The sequence below is a fragment of the Rhodococcus sp. UFZ-B548 genome (assembly GCF_903819475.1).
In the GTDB taxonomy this organism is placed as follows: Bacteria; Actinomycetota; Actinomycetes; order Mycobacteriales; family Mycobacteriaceae; genus Rhodococcus_F; species Rhodococcus_F erythropolis.
Map to the genome: position 1 here is coordinate 14,125 of NZ_CAIJDS010000037.1, position 25,614 is coordinate 39,738.

At 60.5% G+C, this 25,614-nt stretch carries 29 protein-coding genes, 4 tRNA genes and 1 pseudogene; 11 read left to right on the top strand and 23 right to left on the bottom strand.

Annotation, left to right across the window (positions count from 1 at the left end; all coding sequences use genetic code 11):
* Window positions 1-56: 56 nt before the first annotated feature.
* Complete coding sequence (locus H7C86_RS25360) at window positions 57-503, bottom strand: hypothetical protein (RefSeq protein WP_020970602.1); 447 nt, start codon at window positions 501-503, stop codon at window positions 57-59.
* Window positions 504-602: 99 nt separating this feature from the next.
* Here H7C86_RS25360 and H7C86_RS25365 point away from each other — a divergent pair, with 99 nt between their 5' ends.
* Both H7C86_RS25365 and H7C86_RS25370 read left to right on the top strand, forming a co-directional pair.
* Window positions 603-980, top strand: coding sequence for an MmcQ/YjbR family DNA-binding protein (locus H7C86_RS25365; RefSeq protein WP_007733864.1), 378 nt, complete (start codon window positions 603-605; stop codon window positions 978-980).
* Window positions 981-1,025: 45 nt separating this feature from the next.
* Entirely contained in the window at window positions 1,026-1,610 is a 585-nt protein-coding gene (locus H7C86_RS25370; protein ID WP_019745075.1) for a hypothetical protein, read from the top strand.
* 1 nt (window position 1,611) lies between these two features.
* Here the strand turns inward: H7C86_RS25370 and H7C86_RS25375 are convergent, their stop codons facing one another.
* The 3 genes from H7C86_RS25375 to H7C86_RS25385 form a co-directional block, all read right to left on the bottom strand.
* Window positions 1,612-2,811 carry a low temperature requirement protein A gene (locus H7C86_RS25375; protein WP_080572253.1) on the bottom strand — a complete coding sequence of 400 codons (1,200 nt, stop codon included), beginning with the start codon at window positions 2,809-2,811 and terminating at the stop codon, window positions 1,612-1,614.
* An 84-nt stretch (window positions 2,812-2,895) separates the two neighbouring features.
* Complete coding sequence (locus H7C86_RS25380; RefSeq protein ID WP_031333781.1) at window positions 2,896-3,984, bottom strand: NAD(P)-dependent alcohol dehydrogenase; 1,089 nt, start codon at window positions 3,982-3,984, stop codon at window positions 2,896-2,898.
* Window positions 3,985-4,013: 29 nt separating this feature from the next.
* Window positions 4,014-4,487, bottom strand: a complete 474-nt coding sequence (locus tag H7C86_RS25385) for a DUF4334 domain-containing protein (protein ID WP_019745072.1) — start codon at window positions 4,485-4,487, stop codon at window positions 4,014-4,016.
* A 120-nt stretch (window positions 4,488-4,607) separates the two neighbouring features.
* Here H7C86_RS25385 and H7C86_RS25390 point away from each other — a divergent pair, with 120 nt between their 5' ends.
* On the top strand, window positions 4,608-5,150 hold the full coding sequence (locus H7C86_RS25390) for a TetR/AcrR family transcriptional regulator (protein ID WP_029256113.1): 543 nt from the start codon (window positions 4,608-4,610) through the stop codon (window positions 5,148-5,150).
* A 94-nt stretch (window positions 5,151-5,244) separates the two neighbouring features.
* Here the strand turns inward: H7C86_RS25390 and H7C86_RS25395 are convergent, their stop codons facing one another.
* Both H7C86_RS25395 and H7C86_RS25400 read right to left on the bottom strand, forming a co-directional pair.
* Window positions 5,245-6,438: a PrsW family intramembrane metalloprotease gene (locus H7C86_RS25395; protein WP_182262437.1), complete on the bottom strand. Its 1,194-nt coding sequence runs from the start codon at window positions 6,436-6,438 to the stop codon at window positions 5,245-5,247.
* Window positions 6,438-7,109: a hypothetical protein gene (locus H7C86_RS25400; RefSeq protein WP_182262438.1), complete on the bottom strand. Its 672-nt coding sequence runs from the start codon at window positions 7,107-7,109 to the stop codon at window positions 6,438-6,440. Before H7C86_RS25400 ends, H7C86_RS25395 begins: the two co-directional genes overlap by 1 nt.
* A 425-nt stretch (window positions 7,110-7,534) precedes the next feature.
* Here H7C86_RS25400 and H7C86_RS25405 point away from each other — a divergent pair, with 425 nt between their 5' ends.
* Both H7C86_RS25405 and H7C86_RS25410 read left to right on the top strand, forming a co-directional pair.
* Complete coding sequence (locus H7C86_RS25405) at window positions 7,535-7,801, top strand: hypothetical protein (protein ID WP_134999848.1); 267 nt, start codon at window positions 7,535-7,537, stop codon at window positions 7,799-7,801.
* A gap of 62 nt (window positions 7,802-7,863) precedes the next feature.
* Window positions 7,864-8,715, top strand: a complete 852-nt coding sequence (locus H7C86_RS25410; protein WP_134999847.1) for an alpha/beta fold hydrolase — start codon at window positions 7,864-7,866, stop codon at window positions 8,713-8,715.
* 271 nt (window positions 8,716-8,986) lie between these two features.
* Here the strand turns inward: H7C86_RS25410 and H7C86_RS25415 are convergent, their stop codons facing one another.
* The 14 genes from H7C86_RS25415 to H7C86_RS25480 form a co-directional block, all read right to left on the bottom strand.
* Entirely contained in the window at window positions 8,987-9,292 is a 306-nt protein-coding gene (locus tag H7C86_RS25415) for a hypothetical protein (RefSeq protein WP_182262439.1), read from the bottom strand.
* 63 nt (window positions 9,293-9,355) lie between these two features.
* Window positions 9,356-9,820: a hypothetical protein gene (locus H7C86_RS25420; RefSeq protein WP_182262440.1), complete on the bottom strand. Its 465-nt coding sequence runs from the start codon at window positions 9,818-9,820 to the stop codon at window positions 9,356-9,358.
* Between the two features lie 125 nt (window positions 9,821-9,945).
* Window positions 9,946-10,275: a hypothetical protein gene (locus tag H7C86_RS25425; RefSeq protein ID WP_054188942.1), complete on the bottom strand. Its 330-nt coding sequence runs from the start codon at window positions 10,273-10,275 to the stop codon at window positions 9,946-9,948.
* Window positions 10,276-10,324: 49 nt separating this feature from the next.
* Complete coding sequence (locus tag H7C86_RS25430) at window positions 10,325-10,588, bottom strand: hypothetical protein (RefSeq protein ID WP_182262441.1); 264 nt, start codon at window positions 10,586-10,588, stop codon at window positions 10,325-10,327.
* Window positions 10,589-10,607: 19 nt separating this feature from the next.
* Complete coding sequence (locus H7C86_RS25435) at window positions 10,608-10,796, bottom strand: hypothetical protein (protein ID WP_054188940.1); 189 nt, start codon at window positions 10,794-10,796, stop codon at window positions 10,608-10,610.
* A 9-nt stretch (window positions 10,797-10,805) separates the two neighbouring features.
* Window positions 10,806-11,327 carry a hypothetical protein gene (locus tag H7C86_RS25440; protein WP_054188939.1) on the bottom strand — a complete coding sequence of 174 codons (522 nt, stop codon included), beginning with the start codon at window positions 11,325-11,327 and terminating at the stop codon, window positions 10,806-10,808.
* A gap of 127 nt (window positions 11,328-11,454) precedes the next feature.
* Window positions 11,455-15,777 (bottom strand): phage tail tape measure protein, encoded by a 4,323-nt coding sequence (locus H7C86_RS25445; protein ID WP_182262442.1) that lies wholly within the window; start codon window positions 15,775-15,777, stop codon window positions 11,455-11,457.
* Window positions 15,777-16,223, bottom strand: coding sequence for a hypothetical protein (locus tag H7C86_RS25450; protein WP_058227126.1), 447 nt, complete (start codon window positions 16,221-16,223; stop codon window positions 15,777-15,779). Before H7C86_RS25450 ends, H7C86_RS25445 begins: the two co-directional genes overlap by 1 nt.
* A gap of 1 nt (window position 16,224) precedes the next feature.
* Window positions 16,225-16,485: a hypothetical protein gene (locus H7C86_RS25455; RefSeq protein WP_182262443.1), complete on the bottom strand. Its 261-nt coding sequence runs from the start codon at window positions 16,483-16,485 to the stop codon at window positions 16,225-16,227.
* 141 nt (window positions 16,486-16,626) lie between these two features.
* Window positions 16,627-17,079 carry a WhiB family transcriptional regulator gene (locus H7C86_RS37955; protein WP_397517270.1) on the bottom strand — a complete coding sequence of 151 codons (453 nt, stop codon included), beginning with the start codon at window positions 17,077-17,079 and terminating at the stop codon, window positions 16,627-16,629.
* A gap of 1,452 nt (window positions 17,080-18,531) precedes the next feature.
* Window positions 18,532-18,945: a hypothetical protein gene (locus H7C86_RS25465; protein WP_182262445.1), complete on the bottom strand. Its 414-nt coding sequence runs from the start codon at window positions 18,943-18,945 to the stop codon at window positions 18,532-18,534.
* Window positions 18,945-19,112 carry a hypothetical protein gene (locus tag H7C86_RS25470; RefSeq protein ID WP_220463470.1) on the bottom strand — a complete coding sequence of 56 codons (168 nt, stop codon included), beginning with the start codon at window positions 19,110-19,112 and terminating at the stop codon, window positions 18,945-18,947. Before H7C86_RS25470 ends, H7C86_RS25465 begins: the two co-directional genes overlap by 1 nt.
* A gap of 34 nt (window positions 19,113-19,146) precedes the next feature.
* Entirely contained in the window at window positions 19,147-19,353 is a 207-nt protein-coding gene (locus H7C86_RS25475) for a hypothetical protein (RefSeq protein ID WP_182262447.1), read from the bottom strand.
* Window positions 19,354-19,505: 152 nt separating this feature from the next.
* Entirely contained in the window at window positions 19,506-19,748 is a 243-nt protein-coding gene (locus tag H7C86_RS25480; RefSeq protein ID WP_182262448.1) for a DNA-binding protein, read from the bottom strand.
* Between the two features lie 113 nt (window positions 19,749-19,861).
* Between H7C86_RS25480 and H7C86_RS25485 the strand changes: the two genes are divergently transcribed.
* Window positions 19,862-20,578, top strand: coding sequence for a helix-turn-helix domain-containing protein (locus tag H7C86_RS25485; protein WP_182262449.1), 717 nt, complete (start codon window positions 19,862-19,864; stop codon window positions 20,576-20,578).
* Window positions 20,575-21,732 (top strand): annotated as a pseudogene (locus H7C86_RS25490) (tyrosine-type recombinase/integrase); the annotation flags it as partial. The gene H7C86_RS25485 and the pseudogene H7C86_RS25490, both read left to right, overlap by 4 nt.
* Before the next feature lie 215 nt (window positions 21,733-21,947).
* Here H7C86_RS25490 and H7C86_RS25495 read toward each other — a convergent pair.
* From H7C86_RS25495 to H7C86_RS25505, 3 genes are all read right to left on the bottom strand, one after another.
* Window positions 21,948-22,023, bottom strand: a tRNA-Lys gene (locus tag H7C86_RS25495).
* Window positions 22,024-22,035: 12 nt separating this feature from the next.
* The gene (locus H7C86_RS25500) at window positions 22,036-23,427 is read right to left on the bottom strand and encodes an MFS transporter (protein ID WP_182262450.1); all 1,392 of its coding nucleotides are present in this window, start codon (window positions 23,425-23,427) and stop codon (window positions 22,036-22,038) included.
* Window positions 23,424-23,915, bottom strand: a complete 492-nt coding sequence (locus H7C86_RS25505) for a MarR family winged helix-turn-helix transcriptional regulator (protein ID WP_021345391.1) — start codon at window positions 23,913-23,915, stop codon at window positions 23,424-23,426. The genes H7C86_RS25500 and H7C86_RS25505 overlap by 4 nt, the downstream gene beginning before the upstream one ends.
* Before the next feature lie 405 nt (window positions 23,916-24,320).
* Here H7C86_RS25505 and H7C86_RS25510 point away from each other — a divergent pair, with 405 nt between their 5' ends.
* The 4 genes from H7C86_RS25510 to H7C86_RS25525 all read left to right on the top strand — a co-directional run bounded on the left by H7C86_RS25510 (window position 24,321) and on the right by H7C86_RS25525 (window position 25,514).
* Window positions 24,321-24,974, top strand: coding sequence for a TetR family transcriptional regulator (locus H7C86_RS25510; protein ID WP_019745065.1), 654 nt, complete (start codon window positions 24,321-24,323; stop codon window positions 24,972-24,974).
* Between the two features lie 111 nt (window positions 24,975-25,085).
* A tRNA-Glu gene (locus tag H7C86_RS25515) sits at window positions 25,086-25,158 on the top strand.
* A 135-nt stretch (window positions 25,159-25,293) separates the two neighbouring features.
* Window positions 25,294-25,367, top strand: a tRNA-Asp gene (locus H7C86_RS25520).
* A gap of 70 nt (window positions 25,368-25,437) precedes the next feature.
* Window positions 25,438-25,514: transfer RNA gene (locus H7C86_RS25525), tRNA-Phe, on the top strand.
* Window positions 25,515-25,614 lie beyond the last annotated feature (100 nt).

Genomic DNA, 25,614 nt, shown 5'->3' on the forward strand with positions numbered 1-25,614 from the left:
TGTTGCAGACACTAGTGAATGTCGGCGTCGACGGTAACCCTCCGGTTGCCGAGCGGTCAGGCTCGGGTCTTCTCGCGGGGGACCAGACACGCTAGGAGAGCGAGAATCAGTCCGCCGGCCGTCAAGATGAATCCTGTCTGATTTGTCAGGATCGTGGAGTAGTTTTCCCTGATGACATTGTCGAATTGATCGTTCACTCGGTAGTAGAACGTGCCCAGAGTTCCCAATCCCACGATGATTCCGATCCACGCTGAAATACGAGAACCGAACAAAGCGGCGATCAGAATCAATACGGCTGCAGCGAGCAGAAGTATCGCCATCGAACGGTAGAAGGTCACGGACTGATCGCCGAGTTGCTCGATTGCCCACCCGGCCGGAAAACCGTCCCGCAGGTCCTCGAGGCGAACGTTGTTGGGTTTGACCCCGGCCAGTACGTACATGAACGAGCCGACGGCAACGGCGATTCCACAAATGAGCAGAACCAGATGAACTAACGTGCGCATGCCACTCTCCCTGTGTTCGGAGTTCGGTAACGCGGTCGTCGCCGAGCCTAGCGGTGTCGCGGGTGTCAAGCTCGGTATCGAGCGTGCAGAATCGTCTCCATGCCCGACAACATGCGTCGACTCGAAGAGATCTCGTTGTCCCTGCCGGAGGCGGAGCGCGTCGACATCGAAGCGTGGGACGGCCACCCGACCTTCCGGGTCCGCGGCAAGAACTTCGTGTTCTGCAACGTCGAAGCCACCTCCTTGACCGTCAAGTTGAGCAAGGAGGAAGCCGAAGCGGTGGTGGCCACCGAACCAGGTGCAAGCGCTGCCGGCTACGGTCTCGGTCGACACGGGTGGGTTGCGCTCGACATCGGCACCGACGTTTCCGAGGAGAAATGGTCGCAACTGGAGGAGTGGATCTACACCTCGTTCACCCTCGTTGCTCCGAAGCGGCTTGCCCGGATCGTTCTCGATGCGGATGAGGAACGCCCGTAACGGATAGATTCGTCAGTACAGACGCCGACTAGACGAGGATTTGTCATGACGACACCGGAAACTTCACCGGCCACCGAAAAACCGGGCATGCCGCCGTGGGCGAAGAAGGCCATCGGGATCGCAGTGATGGCGGTGGTCCTGGTCATCGCTTACTTCATCCTTGCCGCCTTCCTTCCGCGTTGGTGGGCGCAGCGAATTGCGTCGTTGGCGAACGGCAGCTTCAGCGCCGGAATCGCGTGGGGACTGCTGTTCGGTCTCGTCTGCACCCTGGTCCCGCTCATCTTCTTCCGAGCGGTCTGGCAGGTGCGCAAGCGCAAGCATGCTCGAATCATCCAGATCACGGCTCTCGCGTTGGGTGTGATCTTCGCGCTGCCGAATCTGCTCTCTCTGACAGTTGTTCTCGGCAACAACAATGCAGCGCATGCGGGCGAGCGGATCCTCGACGTCGACGGCCCCGGTTTCCGCGGAGCCTCCGTTGTCGGTGCAGTCCTGGGCGTCGCGTTGTTCCTGGGTCTTGTTGCGCTCGGCTATATGTACAAAAAGCGTGGCAAGGATCTCGACAAGATGCGCGGTGAGCTCAAGCAACACGAGCCGCAGAGTAAGGGCGAGGCTCCAGCCCCGGAAATCTGAGTCAGCTCTTCGACCGAGTACTCAGGCCGACACCGACTCCGACGGTTCCCGCCGCCACCAGTCCGGCGAGCGGGACCGCCCAGTGTCCGGCAAATGTGCAGGCGAGAACCAGGATTGCGCTCACCGGTAGAACAGCCTGCTCGATCCTGTCACGCTTGAAGTGTCGTGAGTGCATGAGCCACACGAAGATCAGGAACATCGCGGCGGGGATCGTGACCGCGGCAGATGCTGCGAACGTCGAAATGTGCGCCTCGCCAACTGCTTCCTCGACGGCTACTTCGATGCCGGCGCCGATGGCCGCAGCGGATCCGAATACGAAGTAGTGCCCGTATCCCCACAACAGGACGGCGCGATTGCCCTGGTCTGCGAGGTACTCGTGGATCGGGACGGCGAAGTAGATCCACAACGCGGAGAACACGATCAGAACTCCGCCGACAGCAATCGGAATCAATAGGTCGGCGGCGTCGAAATCACGAATGCCGGATTGGACCGCGATGGTGGCGGCAGCAATGGTTTCGCCGAGCATGATGATGGTGAAGAGGCCGTAGCGTTCGGCGATGTGTTGCGGGTGCCACGGCGTCTGGTGGTTGCGCTCGGCGATTGCCGGCACCGCGAGTTCGGCGATCATGAGAACGAAGAAGCCCGGAATCCACGCCGACGCCGGCATCAGGAGCAGCACGATCCAGCCGGCCTGGACGATCACGAGCCCGGCGGCATATTGCAAAGCAGTGGTTCGCGCTGCACCGGATTCACCGCTGGCGGCTCGAAGCCATTGGCAGGTGAGCGCAATTCGCATGATGAGGTAGCCGACGATGGCCGTCGTACGGTCGGTTCCGTCGAACGCATCGGGGATTCCGGCGGCGAAGACGAGCACGCCACAAATCTGTACGAAGGTCGCGATCCGGTAGGGGACGTCGTCCGTGTCGTAGGCAGACGCGAACCAGGTGAAGTTCACCCACGCCCACCACAGCGCGAAGAAGACGAACATATAACCGGCGATGCCGTCGACGTAGTGGCCCTCGGCAACAGCATGCACCAGTTGAACTCCGGCCTGTGCGGCCGCAACCACGAAACACAGGTCGAAGAACAGTTCGAGTGGCGTCGATGCGCGATGGTTCTCGTCGCGGCTGCGTGCGCGCATCCGGATGATCGGCATAACGGCCCGGCCGTGGCCCGCGCCTGTACTGGTGTGTTCTGTCATCGTCCCCACCTTGCTCCGACGTCTAGTGCAGGAGCGCAGTCTAGGGCGAATTCCGTCGGGTCGACGAATGAGACATTTCGCCCCTCACCACACGAGAACGGGTTTGATGACGCGCCCCGACGCTTGATCTTCGACGGCTTTGTTGATGTCGGCGAATGCGTAGCGCGTCACCAAGCGGTCGATCGGAAACCGGCCACCAGTGAAGAGTTCGACGAGTTCGGGGATGAACGTCGAGACTTCCGACTCTCCTTCGATGCATCCTCGAATTGTCTTTCCGCTCAGCATGATGTCGGCCATGTTCACCTCGACCGTGGATGCTCCGAGTCCGACTACCGCCAGTGTTCCCCGTGCTCGAAGTGATGTGACGGCTTGATTGATCACGGAGCCGATTCCGGTGGTGTCGAGGGAATGCGTCGAACCTCCGTCGGTGGCGGCGCGGACCGCGTCGAGCGCATCTTCATTCGAGGGATCGACAGTGACGGCGCCGAATTCCTCGGCGAGTTCGCGCCGCTGCGCAACGGGGTCCACGGCGACCAGGGTGGAAACGCCGGCAGCCCTCGCCGCCAGCAGCGCTGCGAGTCCGACGCTGCCTGCCCCGAAAACGACAAACGTCGAGTCGGGCTCGGGGCGAAGTAGATTCAGCACGGCACCCGCGCCGGTTTGAAACCCGCAGCCGAGCGGAGCCGCGACGGTCAGGTCCACCGCAGGATCGACGACGACGGTGTTGTCGGCGGAGGCGATGACGTATTCCGCGAAGCTGGACTGGCCGAAGAATGCGGACCGTATCGGAGTTCCGTTTCGCCGGACCGGCGTCGAGCCGTCGGTGCGTGCGCCAGAGCTGTTGAGCCCGTGTGAGCTTTCGCAGTACGCCCGATGGCCGCTGAGGCATTGCCTGCATACACCGCAACTGCGGTAGCTCAGCAATACGTGATCACCAGCCGCGATGTTGTCGATCGACGAGCCAACGGCTTGCACGACGCCGGCGCCTTCGTGTCCGAACACGCAGGGCCCGAGCTTTTCCGGTAGCACCGTCTTCGTGAACAGATCCGTGTGGCACAGGCCTGTCGCGACGATGCGAACCAGGATCTCGTCTGCGCGGGGTTCGTCGATCTCGACGGTGTCGAGTGTGAAGGGGGAGTGCGGGCCGTGTGAGAGCGCCGCTGTCATCTGCATGGCGGACGTCGAATTCTGTTCGGCGCGAATCACGCTCGCTCGAGCAGGAAGTAGTAGTGCTGTCCGCCGTCGAGAACCAACGCCGATTTTCCGTTCATGATGCCCATGAGCGTCGAATCGTCGACTTTCTTGAAGTGGTCGAAGATCGGCGCGCCGTCGTAGACCATCGTCGCCGTGACTTCGCCACGAAACTCGATGTTCCACAGACTTGCCTCGCCATTGCCGCTCTTGACGTCGGAGTAGAGGTTGCCGTCTTCGTCTCGGCAGATCAACGGCTTGGCATCCTCGACGGAATTGAAAGTCTTGCCGTACCAGCGGCTCGCGAACAGTTTTTCGTGCAGACGATGACCGGTGGCGAAGTCGTCGCCCTTCCATTCGCCGAGGATTTCTTCGGCGGCAACGGTTTCCAGCGCGGCCCACACTTCGTCGAGTTCTGCTGGTGAAACACCACTTTCCGATCCACGGAGCCGGGTGAATGCGGTTCGAGCGTCATCGAGATTCATGTCTCTCCTTGCGTCGGCGGGTGAGTTGGCCGAAGTTCGCGAACCAAATTGTTCGTCAACTCTGCACGCTACGCCGAACCGGATGGTTCGGCAACGGTCGATTCGTTCTAGGCTGTGAACATGCGCTCAGCAGGGGAAGCCACGAGAGACCGCATTCTGGCGGCCGCAAAGGACGAATTTGCGACGTACGGCCTCGCCGGCGCGCGGATCAATCGGATCGCCGCGCAAGCGCGTGCCAGCAAGGACCGTCTCTACGCGTACTTCGCGAGCAAGGAAGAGTTGTTTTCTGCCGTCACTGAGCAATGGACGTCCGAAACCACAGCGGAGACAGCGCTACGAGGTGATGATCTGCCGGGGTATGCAGGTCGACTCTTCGACAACTACGTAGCGCATCCCGAGAACGCTCGATTGCAGCAATGGGCGGATCTCGAAGCACCGGACGTCATGAGCGAGGACGACATACGAAGCAAGACGTTCCGGCCGAAGGTAGCCGAGATTCGCAAAGGTCAACTCGAGGGACACATCGACCCCGAGTGGAATCCCGCGGAGTTGATTCTGTTGATCACCGACATCGCCCGGATGTTCGCGCTCAAGTCGTCCCGTCCCGTCGCTCAGCGTCGCGAGGCTGCGGTCGGGGCGGTTCAGCGGTTGATCGCGACGTGACGAACCGGATGTGCAACGTGATCAATGGCCAACGCCGCGTTCCCTTGTGCTCTCGCACGAGGGGACGCGGCGTTGAATTCCAGTTCGGAGCGGGTCAGAGCTTGACCGACGGCTGACCACTCCTGATACGACTTACCTCGGATCGAGCGAATTCGACTCGGCCGGTGTTGGTTCCGTGGGAGTCTGCCAGAGCGTCGGCGAGGTCTGCCGCGGCTTCGAGGACGTATTCGGCGCGTTTACGGGCCGCGTGTCCGCCTGCAGATTTGCGGAAAGCCCTGCGTGCCTTGTGGTCGCCGCACAGAGCGACGAATTCTTCGTCCGTGATGACACCACGGCCGACTTCCGGTGCCAGGATGTCGCTCAGGAACTGGCGTTCACGTGGAACCGTCATTCGAAACACGCGGACCACGAGGGTCAATGCGGCGGCGACCATGACAAAGAAGAGCGGAAAGAGAAGTGCATTCTTGCCTTGTGTCAAGGCACCGGCGGAATCCCACAGGCCGTGGAGCAGCATCGCGGTCGCCATCAGCGCGAGCCCGCGCCCCACACGACGCGGTTCCGCCGGCCGTCCCAGTAGATAGACGAGTCCGGCACCGAAGATCGCACTGTACAGAGTGTGTGCGGCCACTCCGAATACCATGCGGAGGATGATCGTCGGCATCGCAGCGCCGACCGGATCGGCTCCGAACTGCGACGCGGCCGAGTTCAAGGCGTACAGAACGTCTTCGAAGATCTGGAAGCCGAGTCCGATGAAGGCGCCGAGGATGAATCCGTCGAATGCGGTGCGCACCAATCGAGATGCCAGTGCGATGAGCAGGAGCAACCCGATGCCCTTGGCGATTTCTTCGGTGAACGGAGCTGTCAGGCCGGGGCCCCAGTCCGATGCCCACGCCTGTCCGAATGTCTTGGCGTACAAGGACAAGATGGCGTCGTTGGCGTTTGCGGCCATCACCCATGTAGCGGCGAAGCTGCCCCACAGGAACGCAACGACGATCAGTTTGACCGGTTGGCGCGCGTACCTGTCGATGTGCTGCGTGAACCACCAGAAGATGGCGCCGTACACACCGAACAGCACCAGCGAAAGCGCGATGGCTTCTCCGTAAGCGCCGGCGGACGACGACAGCAGCGAGAAGAATTTGAAGGCGCCGCTCACCACCAAAGCGAGGTAAACCCAGAAAGCGGCGTTGCGCGGCTGGTAGAACGTGAACGACCTACCCCAACCGGAGTTCTCGATCGCACCGGCGCGGGTGAGGAGATCGTTTGCGGGTTGTGTTGTGGGAGTGCTCATCAGGAACCCTCTCCGGCTCGGTGGCTGATGCTCACAATCATGTGAGCAATGTCGTCCGTGATGGTCGGAGCCACATCGCTCGGCCCGGTGGAGACAACTTCGATGCCTTTTCCGTCGACGACAAATGCTGCGATCACGCCGTCGGCAGTCGAGTTCGAGTAGCTGGTGATGACACCACGAATGCCGCTCGCCGTGGTGATCGAGGAAGAGTCGCCGCTGACGCGCAAAGACTCTGCTGTTGCCAGGGCGTCCGAGGTCTTCTTGATCTGTTCGAGTAGAGCGTTCGCGTCACCGGCGAAGGGTGCCGTGTAGACGGTGAACAGTGCACCGCTGTTCACCAGAGTTGCGCGCTGCGGGAACGAACCGGAGACGGGAGCATCAGTTTCGCGGACCCCGTCTGTGATTCCCCAGCCGACGGAGGGAACGAAGGTGATGCCGTCTTTGAGTTCCATGACATCCCCGGCCACGACTTCGTCGTCGTAGGCGACAGAGTTGTTGACGGCCGGGATGAGGATGCTCATGACTATCGCAACGGCCAGCACTATCGCTGCCGGGATGATGGTCGCTCGGTCCAGGCCGAACCATCTACGGTCGACGGGAACCCAGCGATCCTCGGGTTCGAATGGCGTCCGCGGCGGGTCGTCCCGCACTGTGGTTTCCGTTTCGGTCATGTTTGCCCGGGCTTTCGTGAGTGCTTGGTAAGGCGTTCGCGGGCCGCAGTATCCGATTTGTACTGCACGCCGTTTGTGCTGGGTCGACAGCGAATCTGAGGAGTGCGCCTCAGGGGGTAAAAGTACCAAACAGAACGATTCAGGCAGGACGTGAACCTGGACATCGCTTTGGGGGAGTTTCGAAAGGCGCCGGCCCCGGCGTCTGCACGATGTTTACGTGATTCTCAGTATTGGTGCGTAGCTTGGTCGTTGGCTCGTTGACGCCCTCGGGATGTTGACGTGCCGCCCAAACTTTTGTTGTCGACTGTTCAGATACTGGTGAGCTAAAGGATCGCGGCCGGCCACCCGTACTGAATATCGTCGACACTCAGCGTGTTCCTTAGACACGCGCACCTGTTCAGTATCTGGAGTGGAACCGTGTCTCAGTGGCCGTGCCAATGAAGATCTCGAAGAAGGTAGCCCTGGTGCTGGTGGCTGCATTCGCGTTGGCGTTGGGTTCGGCGGAAGTCGGAACCGCCCGCGCAGACACGTCTGTCCGGGTGAGTGTGGCCGGTCATGTTGTGAGCGCCGGACACTTCGAGCAAGTGCGGCGCCCCAACCGGTGTGTGAAGGCTGGGCCGGGGAAGTCGAAACCGAGCGAGCAGAAGTCCACGAATCGCAGTGGGCGTCGAGGTAGCGGGGGATGCTTCTGACGGTGGTTGCGAAGTTCCGCAATCAGCCGTCCTGAATCTGTAACACGTTCTAATCTTGCGTGATGGACGTGACCTATGAGGGGACCAAACGCGAAGTCGCTACCGACAAGGGGACTTTGCGCTTTCACGAGGCGGGCGATGGTCCGCCGTTGATCCTGTTGCACGGCTCAGGGATCGGTGTGAGTGGTTGGCGGAACTATCGGGGGAACCTCGAGGTATTCGCGAAGCATTTCCACTGCTACATCCTCGAGTTCCCGGGTTTCGGCGTGAGCGATCCCGTCGACGGCCATCCGGTGATCACGGCAGCGTCGTCGGTGATCCGATTCATGGACGCGCTGGGAATCGAATCGGCTGCGATGATCGGCAATTCGATGGGTGGGGTAGTCGGCGTCAACGTCGCGATGAGGTTCCCGGAGCGTGTCTGCAGGCTGGTCACCATCGGTGGCGTCGGCCCGAACATCTTCAGTCAGAATCCAAGTGAAGGTACCCGTCTCCTGCAGGACTTCGCCGACGCTCCCAGCCGTGAGAAGTTGGTTCGATGGCTCGAATGCATGGTGTACGACAAGACTGTCGTCACCGAGGCGCGGATCGAGGAACGATGGGAAACGGCCAACGATCCGGCCTCGCACCAGGCATTGACCGCGATGTACGGATCCAAAGCCTTTGCCGCTCAGCAGCAGATGATGTCCAACTCGGATGTGCCGCCGTACTGGTCGATGATGCACAAGGTGCAATGCCCGACCTTGCTGACATGGGGGCTCGACGACAGGCAGTGTCCACCGGACATGCCGATGATTCCGATGCGACTGATTCCGAACGCCGAACTGCATGTATTCCCGAACTGCGGGCACTGGGTGATGATCGAAGCCAAGGAGGCATTCGAGCGCGTGACCCTCGAGTTCCTGCTTCGATGACCTGCTGATGCATTGATGTGGCACGAATTGATGTGGCATGAACGCACAAGACCCGGCGCCTCTGAATGAGGCGCCGGGTCTGTGTTTGTGCCCCCAGTAGGACTCGAACCTACGACCTGCGGATTAAAAGTCAGAACCCAGACGTGACACCTGGCGATACTCAATGACGAACGGACCTCGTTTCGGCAGGTGAACGCCGATCTGAGGTCCGTCTCGTGATGCCTGGTTATGTGGTCACACGCGTCGTCTGTGACCACTCTGAAGCCACGAATCAGTTGGGCGTGATCTCCACGAATTCGACCTCATCGCTAAAACGGATCTGAATCTTCTCTGTCTCGGCATTGGCGTCGGGGGTCGCGCCCCAGTGAATCGTCGCGAGCCATAGGCCTGCGGGATCGGTAAGTACGGGGATGAGTTCCTGGAGCTTGCCAAGCCGGTTGTATGCACCTTCGTGCCGGCCGATTAGTTGACCAATGTAGGTCTGATTCAGGTCGCTTCCAGCTACCTTGGTCAGCTTGATCTGACCTCGATCTGATGGTCCGTCAATGATGTCGCCTCCAAACTGCTCGCTGGTCATTTCGAAGTCCTTTCGTGGTGGTTTTGTTCAATTACTTGCATGGTTGCAAGTAATGTTCGGTCGTCAGTTGCAGGTGGCACCATCACGGATGATGGTCGCTGCCTGAAACTTGCTCTTGAGGCCAGTTTGCGCCAAGCCCAAGTTGTCGAGCGCAAATGATGATGTGCCAAGTGTCGGGCCGCTCGTATCGTCTGCGGAAGTTCCACAGACGATGTTGACGTGCCAGCCGCCTTCTTTGCCGGAATGCAGGTCCACCACGTTTTGCATGACCCGGGTCATTTGCGCTGCGGGATAGCGGGTCGGGACGACCACGGTGATGTAGCGGGGTCCGTTGACGCGCATCCAATACTCGGGGACCACGTACGGAGTTGTGGTTGCTGCGCTGGTCGTTGCGGGTGCCAGGGTGGTTGTCGATTGCGCAACGGTCTGCGTGGTCGATGCAATCTCAGGTTCCGGTTCGCCCGAGCATCCCGCCAGGGTCGCGATCGAGAGGCCAGCAACCAATAGAGCCGTGGATGTCCGTTTCATGGCCAATAGATACCAGACCGGTCAGACTGCAAACGAGGGAGCGCCCCAACCGCGACAGTTGAGGCGCTCGATTGCCAAGCCCTATCAGTTGTGACCGATAAATAGGCGAAATCTATTTACGCTGTTCATCGGCCTTTGAGTCCTTCTCGGATGGATTCGGCGATGGTTTCGGCTACTACGTCTTTGCGATCGATGCACGCGTTTTCGAGGTACTTCGCTTCACCATCCTGATGGTGATAGCCAAGCTCTTCATGCTGACGCACTGCGTACGGTGTGTCGAAAGCGACGATGGCCTCGTTGCCTTCAGCCTGCGTGTACGAGGTATTGCGGAGTACACCTGTCTCTTTCGGCGCTCGCAGCACTGCCTCTTGGTGGATGATGTCAGCGGCTTGCTGTAGGCCTCGGGTTGCTGCGCGTTCGACTGCCGCGATGATGGCGTTGAAGTCGTTGCTCATGGGTGTCCTTCCGGGCGGCCCAGCCGGTGAAGGCTGGGCCGCAGGGGTGTCAGGCTGCGTCGCCGGAGGTATTGAAGAGCGTGAAGGATCGGTTCCGGTTCGAAAGCACGCGCTCGATGGCCTTCTCGGGGGTGATGTCCTCGTTGTAGATAGGCGCTTCCCTATCGGTGAGGTCGCCAGGCTGGATTGCGTCGGCCTGGCCGAAGATGCGGACCTGCTTCGGCTTGCCCGAGACCGCGCCGCCGCTGCCCGGAATCTCAACGAAAGTGTCTTCGGGGTCGGTCTGCGTGTGGATCTCAATTTTCTTACTCATGGTGTTGTCTCCTGGGGTGTCACTCGTCGAAGTAGTCAAGTTCATAGATGTAGTGCTTGATGGGTCGTGCGGGGTTGTTCGTCTCCGCCCCTTCGGCGAGTTGCCGCTCGCGTTTGCCGGCCTCCCACTCAGCGAAATTGCCTACGGGCGAGGGCTGGGTATCGGCTGGATCAGGGTTGGGGATCGCTCGGAAGAACCTGTTTGGCATCGGTTACTCCTAGTCGCGGTGCAGGCGGTGTCGGCCGCTGTTGTCGGTAATGAACCCATGCACGCGTCGGATGCCGGTGCGGCCCTCGTCGAACGCGTATCCGAGGTAGTCCTCGCTGATCCCTGGGAAACGGGGGTCAGGCAGGCCGAGAGCGCTTGCCTGGCTCTCGTAGCTGCGGGCTTGCTTCTGGCGGGCGTTGATGAGGCTCTTGAGTCGTTTGGTCGAGTTAACGATGTCGGCGTAGGCCTCCTGCATTTCGCTTTCAGCGGCGTTTGACCACGCTGCAACTTGAGTGCGGTAGCCCTCGACGGACTTACGGTGGTTCTCCTCGCGCTGTGCTGCTTCGACCTTCTCGGCTGCCTTGCGTCGAAGTCCGAGAAAGCTCAGCTTCTCTCGGGCCTTGCTGATCGCGGTCGAGGTGACAGCGGTGTCGCCGTTGATGACCTTCGTTTCGAGATCCTCGACAGCAGCAGTGGCGTCGGTGATTTCGGCGTCGATGTCAGCGACGGTGGGAATGCTCGTTTCAGTCATGCTGTTTTGTCTCCTGGGTTGAGTGTTGTTGTTGCTGTTGTGGTTTCGACCTGCGGACTGAATGTCCGATGGTGCGTGTATTGATGCAGGTCAGAGGCTGTGTGGTCACGCAGTGGTCACAGCGAAATCAGAGCCCGCCCTTCATGATTGAGATGTTCGCCATGCCGGTTCCGTTGTCTACGTTGACGCTTGCGCGGATCGGCTCACGGTTCTTGATCGCCAACAGAATTGCTTCGAGGATTGGCGCGAGTTCGTCGGTGACTTGCCCGAACCCCTTTTCCAACTGAGCGGAACTGTTGGCGCCTGTGTCGAATTGACCGGTGAAGTTGCCATCTGCGTCGAAGCCACTGGCGAGTGCGAACGCACTGCCGACGCCGAATGCGAGAGCGTTGTATGCGGCTGCTCTGCGCCCGTTGGCGGTGGTGGGCACCTTCAGCCCGGGGGCTTCTCCGACGTAGCCACCGAAGCCGCCTAGGCCGTGGATCCCGCCGTCCTCGAAGGGGACGAGATCGAATCCGAAGCCGTTGACGATCTTCTTCGTCACGGCAAGGGACTGCCGACGCTTGGCAGGATGCAGTGGGATGTAGCCCTCCCCACCTGTGCCTGGCTCGGCGAACCGAACGAGGTCGGCGCCGTCCGGGTAGATGGCAGCCTGTTCAGGTAGGCCGCGAATGCCTCCGTTCTCGAAGACGCGGACAGCTCCCTTCCATATCACGTTGTCATCGGGCTTTGCTTCAGGCGCTGGTGTGCTGGTCGAGGTGGTGTCGGCGGGGGTGTACGACGACGAGCCAGAGGTGGGCCAGTTGGTGACAAACACCCGCTGCCCATCTGTCGCCAACGCAGCACCACTGTCAGTAGTGCCAACAGTCATCTGACTGCCGTTGCCGCGAGCATTCGACGCCGCGATAATCTCGTCCGCCTCAGCAGCCTTCACCGCATAATTCGAACCATCCGCAGTGCCCGACTGCTGCACTCGTTGAGCGGCTTGCGCTTCCGTCATGCTGTTGTAGTCGAAGTCGTCGAGCTTGTCGTAAAACATGCCCGCAGCCCTGGTCGGATCCTTCCGGTCCTCCAACGTGCCCCAACCACCGTTATCGCGCTGCTGCATGATGCCGGCGTTATCGCCATCCATGCCGTAGTCGAGGTTCTGCAAATCGGTTTCAGCGAGGGCGGTCATGACCGCGGCCTTGATGCCCTTATCGCTGATGCCGCGGCGCTTACCTTCCGCGATCACCTGATCGGCGATCTTCTCCCGCTCAGTACGCGAGTCCGGAGCAGCAGGACCCGCATCCTTACCCGCACCAGACGGGGCACCCAACGGTTCCTTCGACGCCGCATGCACATGGTTCTCATGCTGCTGCATAGTCGCCGCACCATAGAACGACGGATCGACGATCTTCCCGTCCTTGATGTTCCGAGTGAATCGCGGATCCGAGTAGATCAACTCTGCCAACTGTGACTGGTAGTTGTCGGCGAGGTAGTTCGCCCACGCCAACTGCTCATCGGTGTTGCCTGAGCCGTTGGAGTAGTCGACTGCCTTCCCTTGTCCGTGGTAGTCGTTGGTGTCCCGATAGGACGAGGTGAGCGTTAGTCCTGGTGCGTGTTGGGATGCGAGGCCGGTGAATGATTCGACGACACCACCCTCCGCCATCGGTCGGACGAGACCCAACCCGAAGCGGCGGGCTGTCTCGGCGAGGATCTGCTCCGAGCGTTCACGCTTCGACGGTGCGCCGGGAATGAAAGCCTCCCAACCGGTCTCAGCCTCCGCCCACTGGTAGATCCCACGCCCGTAACCGTTGCGGATGGCCGCCTGGCCAGGCTCGTGGATATCACCGTCAGCGTTCGGGCGCACACCGGATGGCAACTGCGCCACACCGTTGGAGTTACCGGCCGGGATCTGCCCGAAGTTCGGACTCAGGCCAGCTCCGGAGAACTGCTGACCGACAACAGGGTTGACAGTCACCGTCATCGAACGCGGCTGCGACAACCACGTCTGAAGATTGCGTTGCGCTCCCTCCGTTTCAGCGGAGACAACCACGGTGCCGTCCTTGAGGACCTCGACCTTCACCCCTTCCAGGCCCTTGAGTGAATCAATCGAGTCTTTCGTCAACGCTGACGTGTGGATCGTTTTCGCGTTCGGGACATCGAGGACCTTGCCGCGCAGGACATCGAAGTCGGACTTCGCTTCCGGCATCCCTTCGGTGCGGACCTGGGTGGTGACGAAGTCAGGGGTGAGTCCGAGAGTGTTGAGGTATGCGACCGCGGCTTCGTTGCTGCCGAGGGTGGCCGTGAGCTGCTGGATCAGTGCGTCGCGGTTGCCGGCGTACTGCCTCGTCAGGTTCTCGACGGTGTTGCCTGCTTCGAGTCCGGTCTTGATCTGGTCTCGGAACTGTCCGGACAGTCCGCGCAGTCGGGTCTCCATCTCTGCTTGCAGTGGGTTAGCCCTGTCGATCGCGCCGTTCCAGTTCTCGATCTTGATGACCGAGCCATCGACAGCGACACCGATTTCGCCAATGGATTTGGTGACCTTCGCTGTCTGGTCATTGAACGCTGCCGAGAGTTTCATGCCGTCGAGGAACCCATTCGTCCGTTCCTGGGCTGCGCCGAGCGCTGGAATCAAGTCCTCTCGGATAGTGCTTGCAGCGCCAGTGAGAACGCCCTCGACGCTCGCGCCGCCTTCCCTGGTGGTCTTAGCGAGATCGCGAAGCTTGTCCGCCGCGCCGCCAGTAGCGATGCCGAGGATGGCTCCGAACCCGGGGATCGATTCGCCTACGGACAGGATGTTCGCGCCCATCTCCAGGAACGATGCGCCGGTCTCGGATGCTGACTTCGCGAACTTGCCAAGTCCATCGAGTCCAGATGCCACGAAGTTCAGCACCGAAATTCCGAGTTCGAACGCAGCATTGCCCGCGGATTGGAAGAAATCGATCACTCCCACTCGGTTGTTCGAGATGTTGTCAGCCCACTCCGCAATCTGCGGGCCGAACGCTGCCGCAAGGGCGGCCTTGAATCCGTCTGCCACCGTTGAGATGGAGTTCATCGCACCCTTGACCGATGTTGCCGTGTTACCGCCGATTTGATTTGCCAGCTTCCCGGCGGCACCTTCGAACTCGCCGAAGTCAGCAAGAGCCTTCGACGGATCCCACTGAGACAGAGCGCCAATGAAGTCACCGGACGTGTCACCAAGCAACGCCATCGCCGCAGCGTTTCGCTTCACCGGATCCTCGATTGCGCTGATCTTGTCGAAGGCCTGGTCGAAAGCGGCGTCCGCTTCAGGTCCACCCTTCTTGAACACCTCGTACATTTCGGCGCCGTTCAGGCCGATGTCGTTGAGAGCCGTGACGATCGTGTCGCCCTCTTCAGTGATGCGACGGCCAAACTCACGTAGCGAGTCACCGGCCCGGTCCGAGTTGTCCGCGCCGTTGTCCGTCGATTGCTCGATCAGTGCGAGGGCCATCTCGGCTGAAATGCCGGCGTTCTTCCAACCAGCCGAGTACTCACTGATCGTTTCGAGAAGATCGCCCTGCTTGTTGGCGCTGCCGCCGACAGCATTGGCGATCATGTCGGACGCTTCTTGCGCACTCGCCGCAAGACCTGTGGACATCAGCGACGAGACAGCCAGGACTGATTGCGAGACCTCCCCGTCGAGAGCGGTGGAGATGGTGTCCAAGCTGGCAATGACTTTCTCGGCGTCCTGTTGAGTGGCACCGGGATCGATGACATTCGACTGCAACGCCAGGGTGAGTGTCGAGAGGTTCGCCTCGACCGACTCACCGAATGCGTCCGAATACGCTTCACCTGCTGCGAGCCCGAACTTCCGGGCCTGCGCCTCCGTCGTCTTCGTACGGGCTTGGAATAGGTCGAGGTTGGCTTCTTGCTGCATGCCGTCGTTAATTGCGGCGGCGAGGGCAGCGCCGACGCTGAGTCCGATGACTCCGACTCCGAGCAGCGCGCCAGCGATCGGACCTGTCGACGACGACAGCTTTCCGATCTTGTCTGTGAAGCCAGAGAGGAAGTTCCCACCCATGTTCCCGCCAGCATTCGACGCACCTGACGCGGCGCCGTCGAGGTCACCGCTGAGCTGATCTACCTGCCTGCTGGCTTGCGAGGCGGATGTACTGATGCGGTCTACATCGGTAGCGGCACCGCGGGCAGCGTTGCCGAGTCGGTTCACATCCTGCGCGCTCTGTCCGACACGCGAAGCATCCCGAGCTGCATTGCCGGCGGCGGTGCCGAGCCTGCCCATATCCTGCTGAGCGCCGGACGTGGAGGTACTGAGCCGATCAACACCTTGCGCGCTCTGCTGAAAGTGCTGCTCGATTCTGCGCGCCGCTTGCTGTACCAACGATTCGAGTCGGTCCGTCTGCTGCCCAGCGTTGCGAGTGCCCTGAATGAACCGAGAGTCGTCGAGTGTCAGATGGGCAACCAACTCACCTACGTTCAGTGGCATTACCGACCACCCCGCTTACCTGACTTTGCCTTCTGCTTCGGCTTCTTCTCGGGCTTGGCAGCGAACTTTTCAGCGATCCACTCCAGATCCACCAGCTTCCCGAGCTGAGCCAGGTGCCAGTGGGCTTCGGCCATGTCGGCGGAGAAGCCGAAGTGGAGCTGCGCGGTGCGGCCAGCATGCAAGATCATCGGCCACGTGATGTTGTCAGCAACCATCTCAGCGACAACGCCAGCGAGTTCGAGTTCGCCGGATTCCTCATCACGCTCGGCACCAAGGATTATCAGCGCGTCTTCGACCTGCTCGTTTGGCGGGATTCCCTCTAGTACGAGGCGGTCTCGCAGCGCCAGGCAGTCCTCGGCGCCAGGCGCCGGCACGGTGTACCAGTTGCCCTTGATCGGGAGATGCAGGTCCGGGTCGAAGAAGGTGTCGAGATCCTTGTAAGCCATGTCAGGACTCCTGTCCGTTGGCGCGGACGCCTCGAACGCAACCGATCAATGTCATGACCGTTTGGTAGTTGGACAAGTGCTGTGCGAATGCGAGAGCGTGCTCGCTGTGATCGGCCTGCGCCGCCATCGTCAGCCGAGTGATTTCGTCGTCAGTCATGGCGTCGAGAACCGATCGAACGGCGTCGTTGTTGTAGCCTTCGATGCCGTTGACGATGGCGGCGAGGTCGGCGCGCCCGTGTTGCTCGCTGTTGCGGTTTGTCATGCGTTCTCCGAGAGGTTGGACCTGCGGATTGAGAATCCGATCAGGTGTGTGTTTGTGCAGTTCAGGCCACCTGTGGTCACAAGGTGGTCACGCGCTGCTGTTGCGGTGAGCATCGCGATTTCCTTCCGTTCGAGCGAATGATTATGCGGATTTGTGCATAGTCATTCGTTTGTGTTCATCATGCGAGAGGGGTCCGACACGCTCGACTGGTTTGGCTGGATCCGCTGTCCCGGCGTCTTTTGTTTTTCGCCGTGGCGGTCGTTGGTTCGAGACGAGCCGGCCGTTCCAGATGCCGGATGCCTCGTGGTCGAGCGCCGAGCTTTCGCATGCGGAGCGCACAGGGCATGTCAGGCAAATCTTGCGTGCCTGGTGGTGCCTTTCGGCGCGCTCCTTTTCGGGTTCGGCGTCGTGGTCTTCTCGGTCGAGGCGATCGTCGAACAGTGGCGCTTTCCCTTTGCAGGCTGCGCCGTCGAGCCGAGGGTCGACGAGGATGCTCAATGCTGGTGGTGCCATAGCTCGTAGAAGCGCGTCGAGCGCCACCTTGTCCAGATCACCGCGGGCGTTCATCTCGTGGCTCCTCTCGCGTGCGCACATGCGGGCGCGGATCGATCACTTCTCGCAGATGCATGCGCCTGCGCGGACCTGTCAGCTGCCGAACGTTCGCTTCTCCCGTGCGCGGGGTCGCCATCAAACGTGTGATTCCCGTGCGCGGAGAGGCAAGTAAACGTCTACTTCGCGCACGCGGTGAGCCAAGAGAACGTTCATTTCTCGCGCATGCGGCGACGGTGCCGAACGTCCGATTTGAATCGAGATGGGGGCAGGGCCCTCCCGCGCACGCACGCAGGAGGGCTGCCAAAGGTTTGGTTGGGCTGGTCATGCGATGAGGCCTTGGCCGTCGTTTGCCCAGCTAGTGGGGCGTTCTGTGTCGCTTTGGGGGTGTCCGAAGCAGGGGTAGTTGCGGTCTGTGAGTACGAGTCCGGCTTGTGCGGGTGTTCGGCACTGTTCGGCTCGTCGGTGGAGGTCGAATGCTGAGGGGCTGCTCACCGTTATGTGACAAGCCGAGCAGTGGCAGGTGGACATGCCACCCCAAGTTGCTCCGCACTGGTTGCAAGTAGTCATTGTGCTGTCCTCATTTCTGGCTAAGCCGTAGGAATCTCAGCTCCGTTTAGGGGTTGGCTGGTGTCCTTAACTGGGTGAAGGTGTTTGCGTCGCCCTAGACGCTGATTTCGGTACTTCACGAGTTCGGCGCGAATCGCATACCAGCTGTGGCCCCACTCGATCATGTCCACGGCGTAGGTGTTCTCGTCGTCGGACAGCGCGCCCAAGGTTCTCCGTAGGTGGTCCATCGGAGTTGGCTCGGGTTTCGGTTGTTGCTCGTTGCTGTAACGATCAGCCGAATTCGAATGGGATGGAGGTTCTTTGGTTTGCGCCGCATTTTCGGTCTCGCGCTCATGCGCGCTCGCGCCTGCGTTACTTACGTAAGGGAGAGCCCTCTCTTGTAAAAGGTTTTGTTGGTTAGGTTCTGTTGGGTCGTCATCGGTAACGACCGATAGCGGCTCGTTTGACGACCGGTCTCTGTCGTTTGACGACCGGTCTGCGAGAACGGTCGTCATGGGTGACGAGTGGTTGATGTCCTGATCGGTAGTCGCTGATGACGACCGATCAGGAAACGTCAACGCGTACACATCAGCCCACGCACGACTCGGGTGGCTGTTCGATTCATTCGTTCGCTTCAGCCATCCCGAGTCCCTGCAATCACGCAATGCGCGGTCAACCGTCGACAACGAAATCCCAAGATCCCCGGACAGGACGGAGCGGCCAGGATGCGCGCCGCCACCGTCGCCAGAGGCGTAGTCCCACACTCGGACGCCCACCAGCTTCGCTGTCTTGCCGAGATCCGAAGCGAGGAACTCTCGGTGCCATCGGAACTTGAGACCTGAGGTCACTCTGTGTCACTCCTCCCCGGCTCGAAGTGCTTGTAGTCGTGGGCCATCCACGACACGCTCTGAACGACCAGCAAGACGGCAAGGATGAGTTCAGTGGTGCTCACATGTCCTCCCGGTGCCGTGCGGCCTCGGTGATCTGCTCGCAATCGCGCTTCAAGATGCGTTCGGCATCGTTGATGAGGGCGAACGCCGCTGTTGCCAGATCAGCCGAGAGTTGGAGCGCTGCAACGGGAGACATCTGAAATGTGCCGCCAGTCGAGTTCCATTTGTTGTCAACGCCTTCGAGCCCGACAACGAACTCAACTGAATCCGAATCGGTCCACCTGTGAACAGTCGCTCGGATGCCCGTCGACTGCGCGGGCTGCTCGAAATCTCCCTGCGCCAGTGCGACCGGCTTGCACTGATCCTCGTAGGTATCGCCGTCCGGCTGCCGAGCTGCCGGCAACTGTCGAATGCGGCCGAAGCCGGCAGGGTCCGAGTGGAAGCCATCAAGGTCTGAGTAGGTAGGAGACATCACGCCACCTGCTCAGACTGGAACTTCGCCATCGCACGGGCGGCGTCCTGCAAAACATCCATCAGGCCGTAGACCTCGTCGATATCAGCGATGTGCAGGCGAATGTCATTGCCGATCTGAATGTCGACGGTGTTGCGCTCCGAGTCGAATGCGGCCTCGATCTGCATGCAGCGCATCGTGAGCTTTCCGAAGTAAGGCATGTCAGGCCGCCAATCCGCGGTCACGCGCTTCACCGAGAGCGATGATCAGATCGTCAACGGCGTCGCAGCGGATGGCGTAGTCGTTGATCAGGACGAGACGATCGAAGGTGCCGTCACCGTTGTTGTGAAACTGCGCAGCGATGGTCAGAATTTCACCGTCGTTCGTGATGAAATCGGCCTCTGTCCTGAGGAAACTTGGTGCATCCACAGAGGTGAGATGAACTTGTCGGGGGTTCCGAGTAGTCTTCATTTTGTTGCTCGTTCCTGTTGCGGGTTCGGGTGTGAGGCCTTCGTCGCTAGCGGTGCCAGCCGCTAGATTCACGGCGAAGGCCTTTTTGTTGTCTGTACTCATGCGCGTACTCATGCGGATTGGGCTAGATCTTCGGTCGGCGTCGGTTCGAGTCCGAGCGCTGCCAGTAGGCCGGCGACGGGCACGACGTACTTCCTGCCGAGACGGAGGACCGGCACAGGAAATTCACCCTGAGCTGCCATTTCGTAGCCCTTCACAGTCCCGAGGGCGAGCACAGAGCACGCAGTCGGCAGATTCGTAGTGACCCCGAGATCTCGGACGGCTTGCTCGCTCCATTTCACCTTCTTCTTCACTTCGGCTCCTTAGCTTGTCGTATCGACACGATAGGTTGGCGAATTGCGTACCTATGAGATGAAATGTAACCGAACGTCTTGAGGTGTGCAAGGGGATGCGCTAACTTGTCGATATGGCAAATGAGGTTGAGTGGTCGGGCCCGTCGCTGAGTGATCGGGTGGCTGATCAGATCGTCGCGTACCGGAAGCGGCCAACGATCGCCATGAACCGCGAACAACTCGCCCAACGATGCGCGGAGCTGGGTGCTCCCGGCCTCACTTTTGCCGCACTTACCAATATCGAGACTGGACGCAAGAAGGACGGAAAACGTCGGCGGGACATAACGATTGACGAATTGGTCGTGATCGCTCGGGCTCTCCGAGTTCCGCCCGCAGTCCTAATGTTTCCTGTCGGCCTCGTTGACGAGGTCGAACCAGTCCCCAGCGTGAAAGTACCAACGTGGGGCGCCTACAAATGGTTCGTCGGAAGCGGCCCAATGCCAACTATCGGAGACCCGGGTGGAGGGGAGTACGACGAGGCGACTGGGGTTCGGGATTGGTACAACGATCCAGAGGCCGGTTGGGAGGTCGGAGCGGCACCGATCACGCTCAGGAACAAGCACGACCAGCTTGTAGAGATTCTGCTCAACGATTTTCCATACGGAGAATTGGACATGGATCGCGAGGAATCTGAAGGCTACGAATCGACAGCCTTCAAGATGCTGCTGCCGGCGACGGCTAAGCGCCAGTTTCAAGACGACTTACGTTCGGTACGAGCAGAAATGCGAAGGCATGGCCTTACACCGCCGCGCCTACCTGACGACTTGAGAATGATTGAGGGGAAGCTATGAGGGGGAGTGTTTCGAAGCGGTGCAAATGCCCCGTCGAGCGTGATGCAAAGGGCCGGCGCAAAGCCTGCCGCAAAGCCCACGGCTCGTGGGTGTTCATTGCGGACATGGGAAATGACCCGGCAACGGGGAAGCGTCGACAGGTTCGGAAGTCCGGATTCAAGTCGAGCGATGACGCCGAGGCCGCACTCTCGGCGTTCCTTCACGCGGCCGGCACCGGACAGCTCGCACACGACGACAAGCTGACAGTCGCTGACTACCTTCTCGGGTGGCTCGAAGCGAAACGGGACTCGGGGATCCGGCCGACGACGATCCGGTCGTACGAGCAGCACGTGAACTCGTACCTGATTCCACATCTCGGGCGGCTTCGTCTCGGTGAGCTGCGCGCCACGCATGTCGAGAAGTTCCTACGGGACATCGCGAAGCCGCCAGCCAAGCCGGAGGCAGGCGCACAGATCGCAAAGGGTGCGCGCCGCAATCCGAAGACGCTGAAGCCTGCAACAATCCGGCGCATCCACGCAACGCTGCGCACCGCGCTCACGTCAGCGAAGCGCAAGCACCTCGTGGCATTCAATGCTGCCGAGAACCTCGAACTGCCTCGCGCCACTCGTCCGAAGGTGAAGCCGTGGGAAGCCGAGGAGCTGGGCAAGTTCCTCGACCACGCCACGACCGACCGGCTCGGCACGCTGTACGAGACGATGGCAATGTCCGGACTTCGGCGCGGTGAAGGGTGCGGCGTCCGATGGGATGACATCGACTTCGACAAGGCCACCATCATCGTTCGTCAGCAGCTCGTGGAGATCGACGGAACGGGCATCAAGTGCGAGTTCTGCGGGGACGAGCACCGACAGTTCCAGTTCGGTAAGCCGAAGACGGCAAGCGGTGAAGATCGCGTGGTCGGACTCGACGCGCACACTATCGGCGTTCTGATGGCCCACCGCTTCGCTCAGGACATGGAACGAGCCGAGTGGGGTGACGCCTACGTCGAACATGGTCTCGTCTTCGCTCGTGAGAACGGGCAGCCTTACCCGCCGCAGTACGTCACCGATCAGTTCAACAAGCTGACGAAGGCCGCGGGTGTGCGCTCGATCCGTCTGCACGACCTGCGTCACGGGCAGGCGTCACTGTTGCTCGCAGCCGGCGTCGATCTGACCATCGTCAGTAAGCGGCTCGGACACTCGTCGATCGCCATCACAGCGGACACGTACAGCCACCTTTTGGCTGGTGTGGACTCCAAGGCTGCCGAAGCTGCGGCCGGTCTCGTACCGCGCTCGAACAGGGAACAAAAACCTTCCGGTGACCGTTCGGTGACCACTCCCGCCGATCCGAACGTGCCTGTCCCACAATCTGAACAGGAAGATCCTGGTCAGGATGGTGCCCCCAGTAGGACTCGAACCTACGACCTGCGGATTAAAAGTCCGTAGCTCTACCAACTGAGCTATAGGGGCGCGGCGCAGAGTCTAACGGGACCGCAGAGTCCGTGAAAACACCACCCCCATCAGAAGGGCGATTCCGATGACGGCGATGGTCCCGCCCGTGCGATGCAGACCCGCGTCGTCGATGGTTCCGCGCATGGTCAGCTCGATGACGACGGCCGCAAGGTTGGCGCCGATGTACTGGATTGTTCGGTAAAGGCCGATCGCGGTCCCGACGTCGGCGGAGGTGGTCACCGAGTTGATCAGGTTCTGGTTTCCCATGTTGTTGAAGCCGTTGGGGATGCCCAGGATCGCCGCTATCAGCAGGAGTGCCACAAGGGGAGTCGAACTGGATTCGACAAAGGCGATCAGAATCCCGCCGACAGCCAACGCGGCGGTGCCGATCAGGAGGGTGATTCGTGCGCCGAATTTCCCGTACACCCTGGACGCGGACATGGTCGCGAAGATCCCGACCGCAGCGACGGGCAGCATGAAGAGCCCGGCGCTGATCGGTGACATTCCGCGGGCTACCTGTAGCCACTGGGGGAGTCCGAAGAAGATGCAGTAGAACGCTGTGTAAGTCAGCAGGGTCCGGCCGAGAGTCATGCTCAGTGCGCGGTTTCGGGCGATGGCACGGACGTCGATGAACGCCGAGGTGGTTCGACGTTCCCACCAGACGAACAGGAACGCGAAGAGGGCCGTCGACGGGACGAGATACCACTTCGCGTGCTCGGCGAGAGACAGGAGGAAGAGCATCGTCGACGTCGTCAGGGCCAGAAACAGCGTGATACCGAGTGGGTCGAGAGACTTGAACAACGCAGTGGCGCCGGCCCGGTCGGGCAGGGCGGAGTCGCTCGGAGCGGCGAAGAAGACCCATACGGCAGTGACGACGACAAGCGGGAGGTTCACCCACATGATCGACTGCCAACCGAGTGTGCCGACCAGCAACCCGCCGAGAGTAGGCCCCAGCGCGACGACCGATTGAGCGCAAATGGTGAGTGTTGCTATAGCTGAACGGGTTTGAGCCCGGTGACGGTCAGCGTATTCGCGGATGACGGTCATCGCATTCGGATACTGTGTCGCCGTGCCGATTCCGAGCAGAATCCGCGCCGCGATAAGCCAACCCAGCGACGGGGCGAGCGAGCCGAGGATCGATCCGGCAGCGATCAGACCCAATCCCGCCAGATAGACGCGTTTGGCGCCGAGGATCGATCCGAGTCGCCCCGCCGCCGGTGCCGTGACTGCAGTCGCGATGTAGAGAGCCGAGATGACCCACGCTGTGCCCGAACTGGAACCGAAGTATGTGGCGATCGGGACGATTGCCACCGCAATCATCGACGAGTTCAGTGCCTGAAGAACGGTTCCCGAACCGAGAGCAAGACTCAGTTTCAGGGGAACGGAGGCTTGGGGTGTCGACGTTTCGACGACGGCGGTCACGGGTTCATCAGTGACTCCTCTGATATCGATGTCGATGCTGGGGACGCGCCCTGGCCTAGTCTGCGCAGGATTCGGCCGGCGATCAGAAGCAAGTCACGCTCGGCTTCGGTGCACTCGGCGTCGATGACCTCGGCCAACCACTGCGTGCGTTTCGTTCGGTCTTCGTGAAGGGTCGACGTGCCTAGTTCGGTCATCGTGACCAGGGCCGCGCGGCCGTCCGATGGATCCGCCCTTCGCGTCACCATGCCCTGTTCCTCGAGCGCGGCCACGGTCTTTGCGATGGATTGCGGTGTGACGCGCTCGAATTTCGCCAACTCTTTTGCGGTCAACGGACCTTGTCGGTCGAGGTGGCCGAGAGCTTGGATCTGGCTCGGCGTGAGTTTGTGGTCGTGGCGTTTGGTGCGGAGACGCCGGACGAAGGCACCCAGATCGTCCCAAAGTACGTCGATCTCGTCCCGAGTCTTGCTGCGACCCTCGCCATCGTTCATTTAGACAGTCTAACTGTGTTATTTCGATGCTGCCAGCACGGTTTCGACAAAAACTGGGGAATAAACAATCGCATTGGTTGTTTAAAACCTTGGGATTGCCGTTCATCCGTCGGCGAAGCAGGTCCGTCTGCGAGGTCGGATTATCGGAATCTCGGACACGAAAAAGCTCGGATGCGCACCCCCTGCAGCGCACCCGAGCGGCCAAAACCATACCACTTGGTGTCTTTTGGGCATAAAGTCGGTTGTTGTCCCCCGAGCAGCCGATTGCCTCTAGTACTTTTGGCGGGTATCGCTCTAGTCCTTACGTAGGGTGTGTTGGAGGGGATATTGTGAGGTTTCGGGGGATGACAGGCGCCGATCACGGCGATTCTGCGTACCAACTCTGCGAGAGGCACAACACCGTAAATGGCACGTCAACAAGAGCGTGCGCGGCGTACCCGCGCCGCCCTGGTCGAAGCGGCTGCAGTCGAATTCGCCAAGCGCGGCTATGCAGCTGCGTCGGTGAACACGATCCTCGAGGGCTCCCGCGCCACCAAAGGCGCCATGTATTTCCATTTCCAGTCCAAGGAAGAGTTGGCGCGAGCGGTTCTGACCTCGGCTATCGAAACCTTCACTGGAATCACTGATCGTTGGGCCAAGAGAACAGACCTCGATCCATTCGTCGCTTTGCACGGGCTTGTGCTCGACATTGCCGAGGTCTTCCGTACCGAGGTAATCGTGCAGGCGGAATTCCGGCTGATCATCGAGCCGGAGTTCTACAAGGATGTGCAATCGGGTGGCGGGCAGGTCTGGGGAAAGACCGCCTACGAGTTGGCATTGCGCGCCAAGGACGACGGTTTGCTCCGCGAAGACGTGGACCCGGAGAAATTCACGCGCGTACTGGCAGCGAGCCTTGCCGGCCAGCGGTACATGGCGGACCTGATTGCCTCGAGTGGTGATCTGGGTGTGTGGTTCGAGGAGTCCCTCGAAGTGGTGCTCGAAGCCATGGCCACACCGGAGTGGTTGGAGAAGTTTCATCGCGACGGCTGGCCACAAGTGGAGTTCCCCGACGCGGAATAGTCCACTTTTCGCCCATGACCAGGCGATTTGTGATTTCCGAACGCTGTGCCATAAGCTATCCAAGCTCCCAACGGAACGCCGTTGGGGTACTAGTTCGGAGAGATCCGGCGGGCCCCCTTCGTCTAGCGGCCTAGGACGCCGCCCTTTCAAGGCGGTAGCGCGGGTTCGAATCCCGTAGGGGGTACGTTTTGTGAAAGCGAAACGATGCAGTATGGTTTGACCCGCACGACACGCTTTGAGATGCACAAATGCCAGGCCAGGACAGTGGTTTGGGAGCGGCTCGAAGATGTAGTACTGTTTCACAGCAAGGAAAAAGCAAGGCCCTGTGGCGCAGTTGGTTAGCGCGCCGCCCTGTCACGGCGGAGGTCGCGGGTTCGAGTCCCGTCAGGGTCGCAAAGCTTTGTTCTCAATCAATTGATTGAGAACAAAGCAATGCGATAGGCATTCGGTTCGGGTGCCGTCCGGCCAGGTAGCTCAGTTGGTACGAGCGTCCGCCTGAAAAGCGGAAGGTCGCCGGTTCGATCCCGGCCCTGGCCACCATAATTCTTATCGACAAGCTCCAATCTCATGTTCTTCGAACATAAGGTTGGAGCTTTTTCGTGTTCGGATGTCAGTCGCCGTCAACCACTCGGCCCGATCA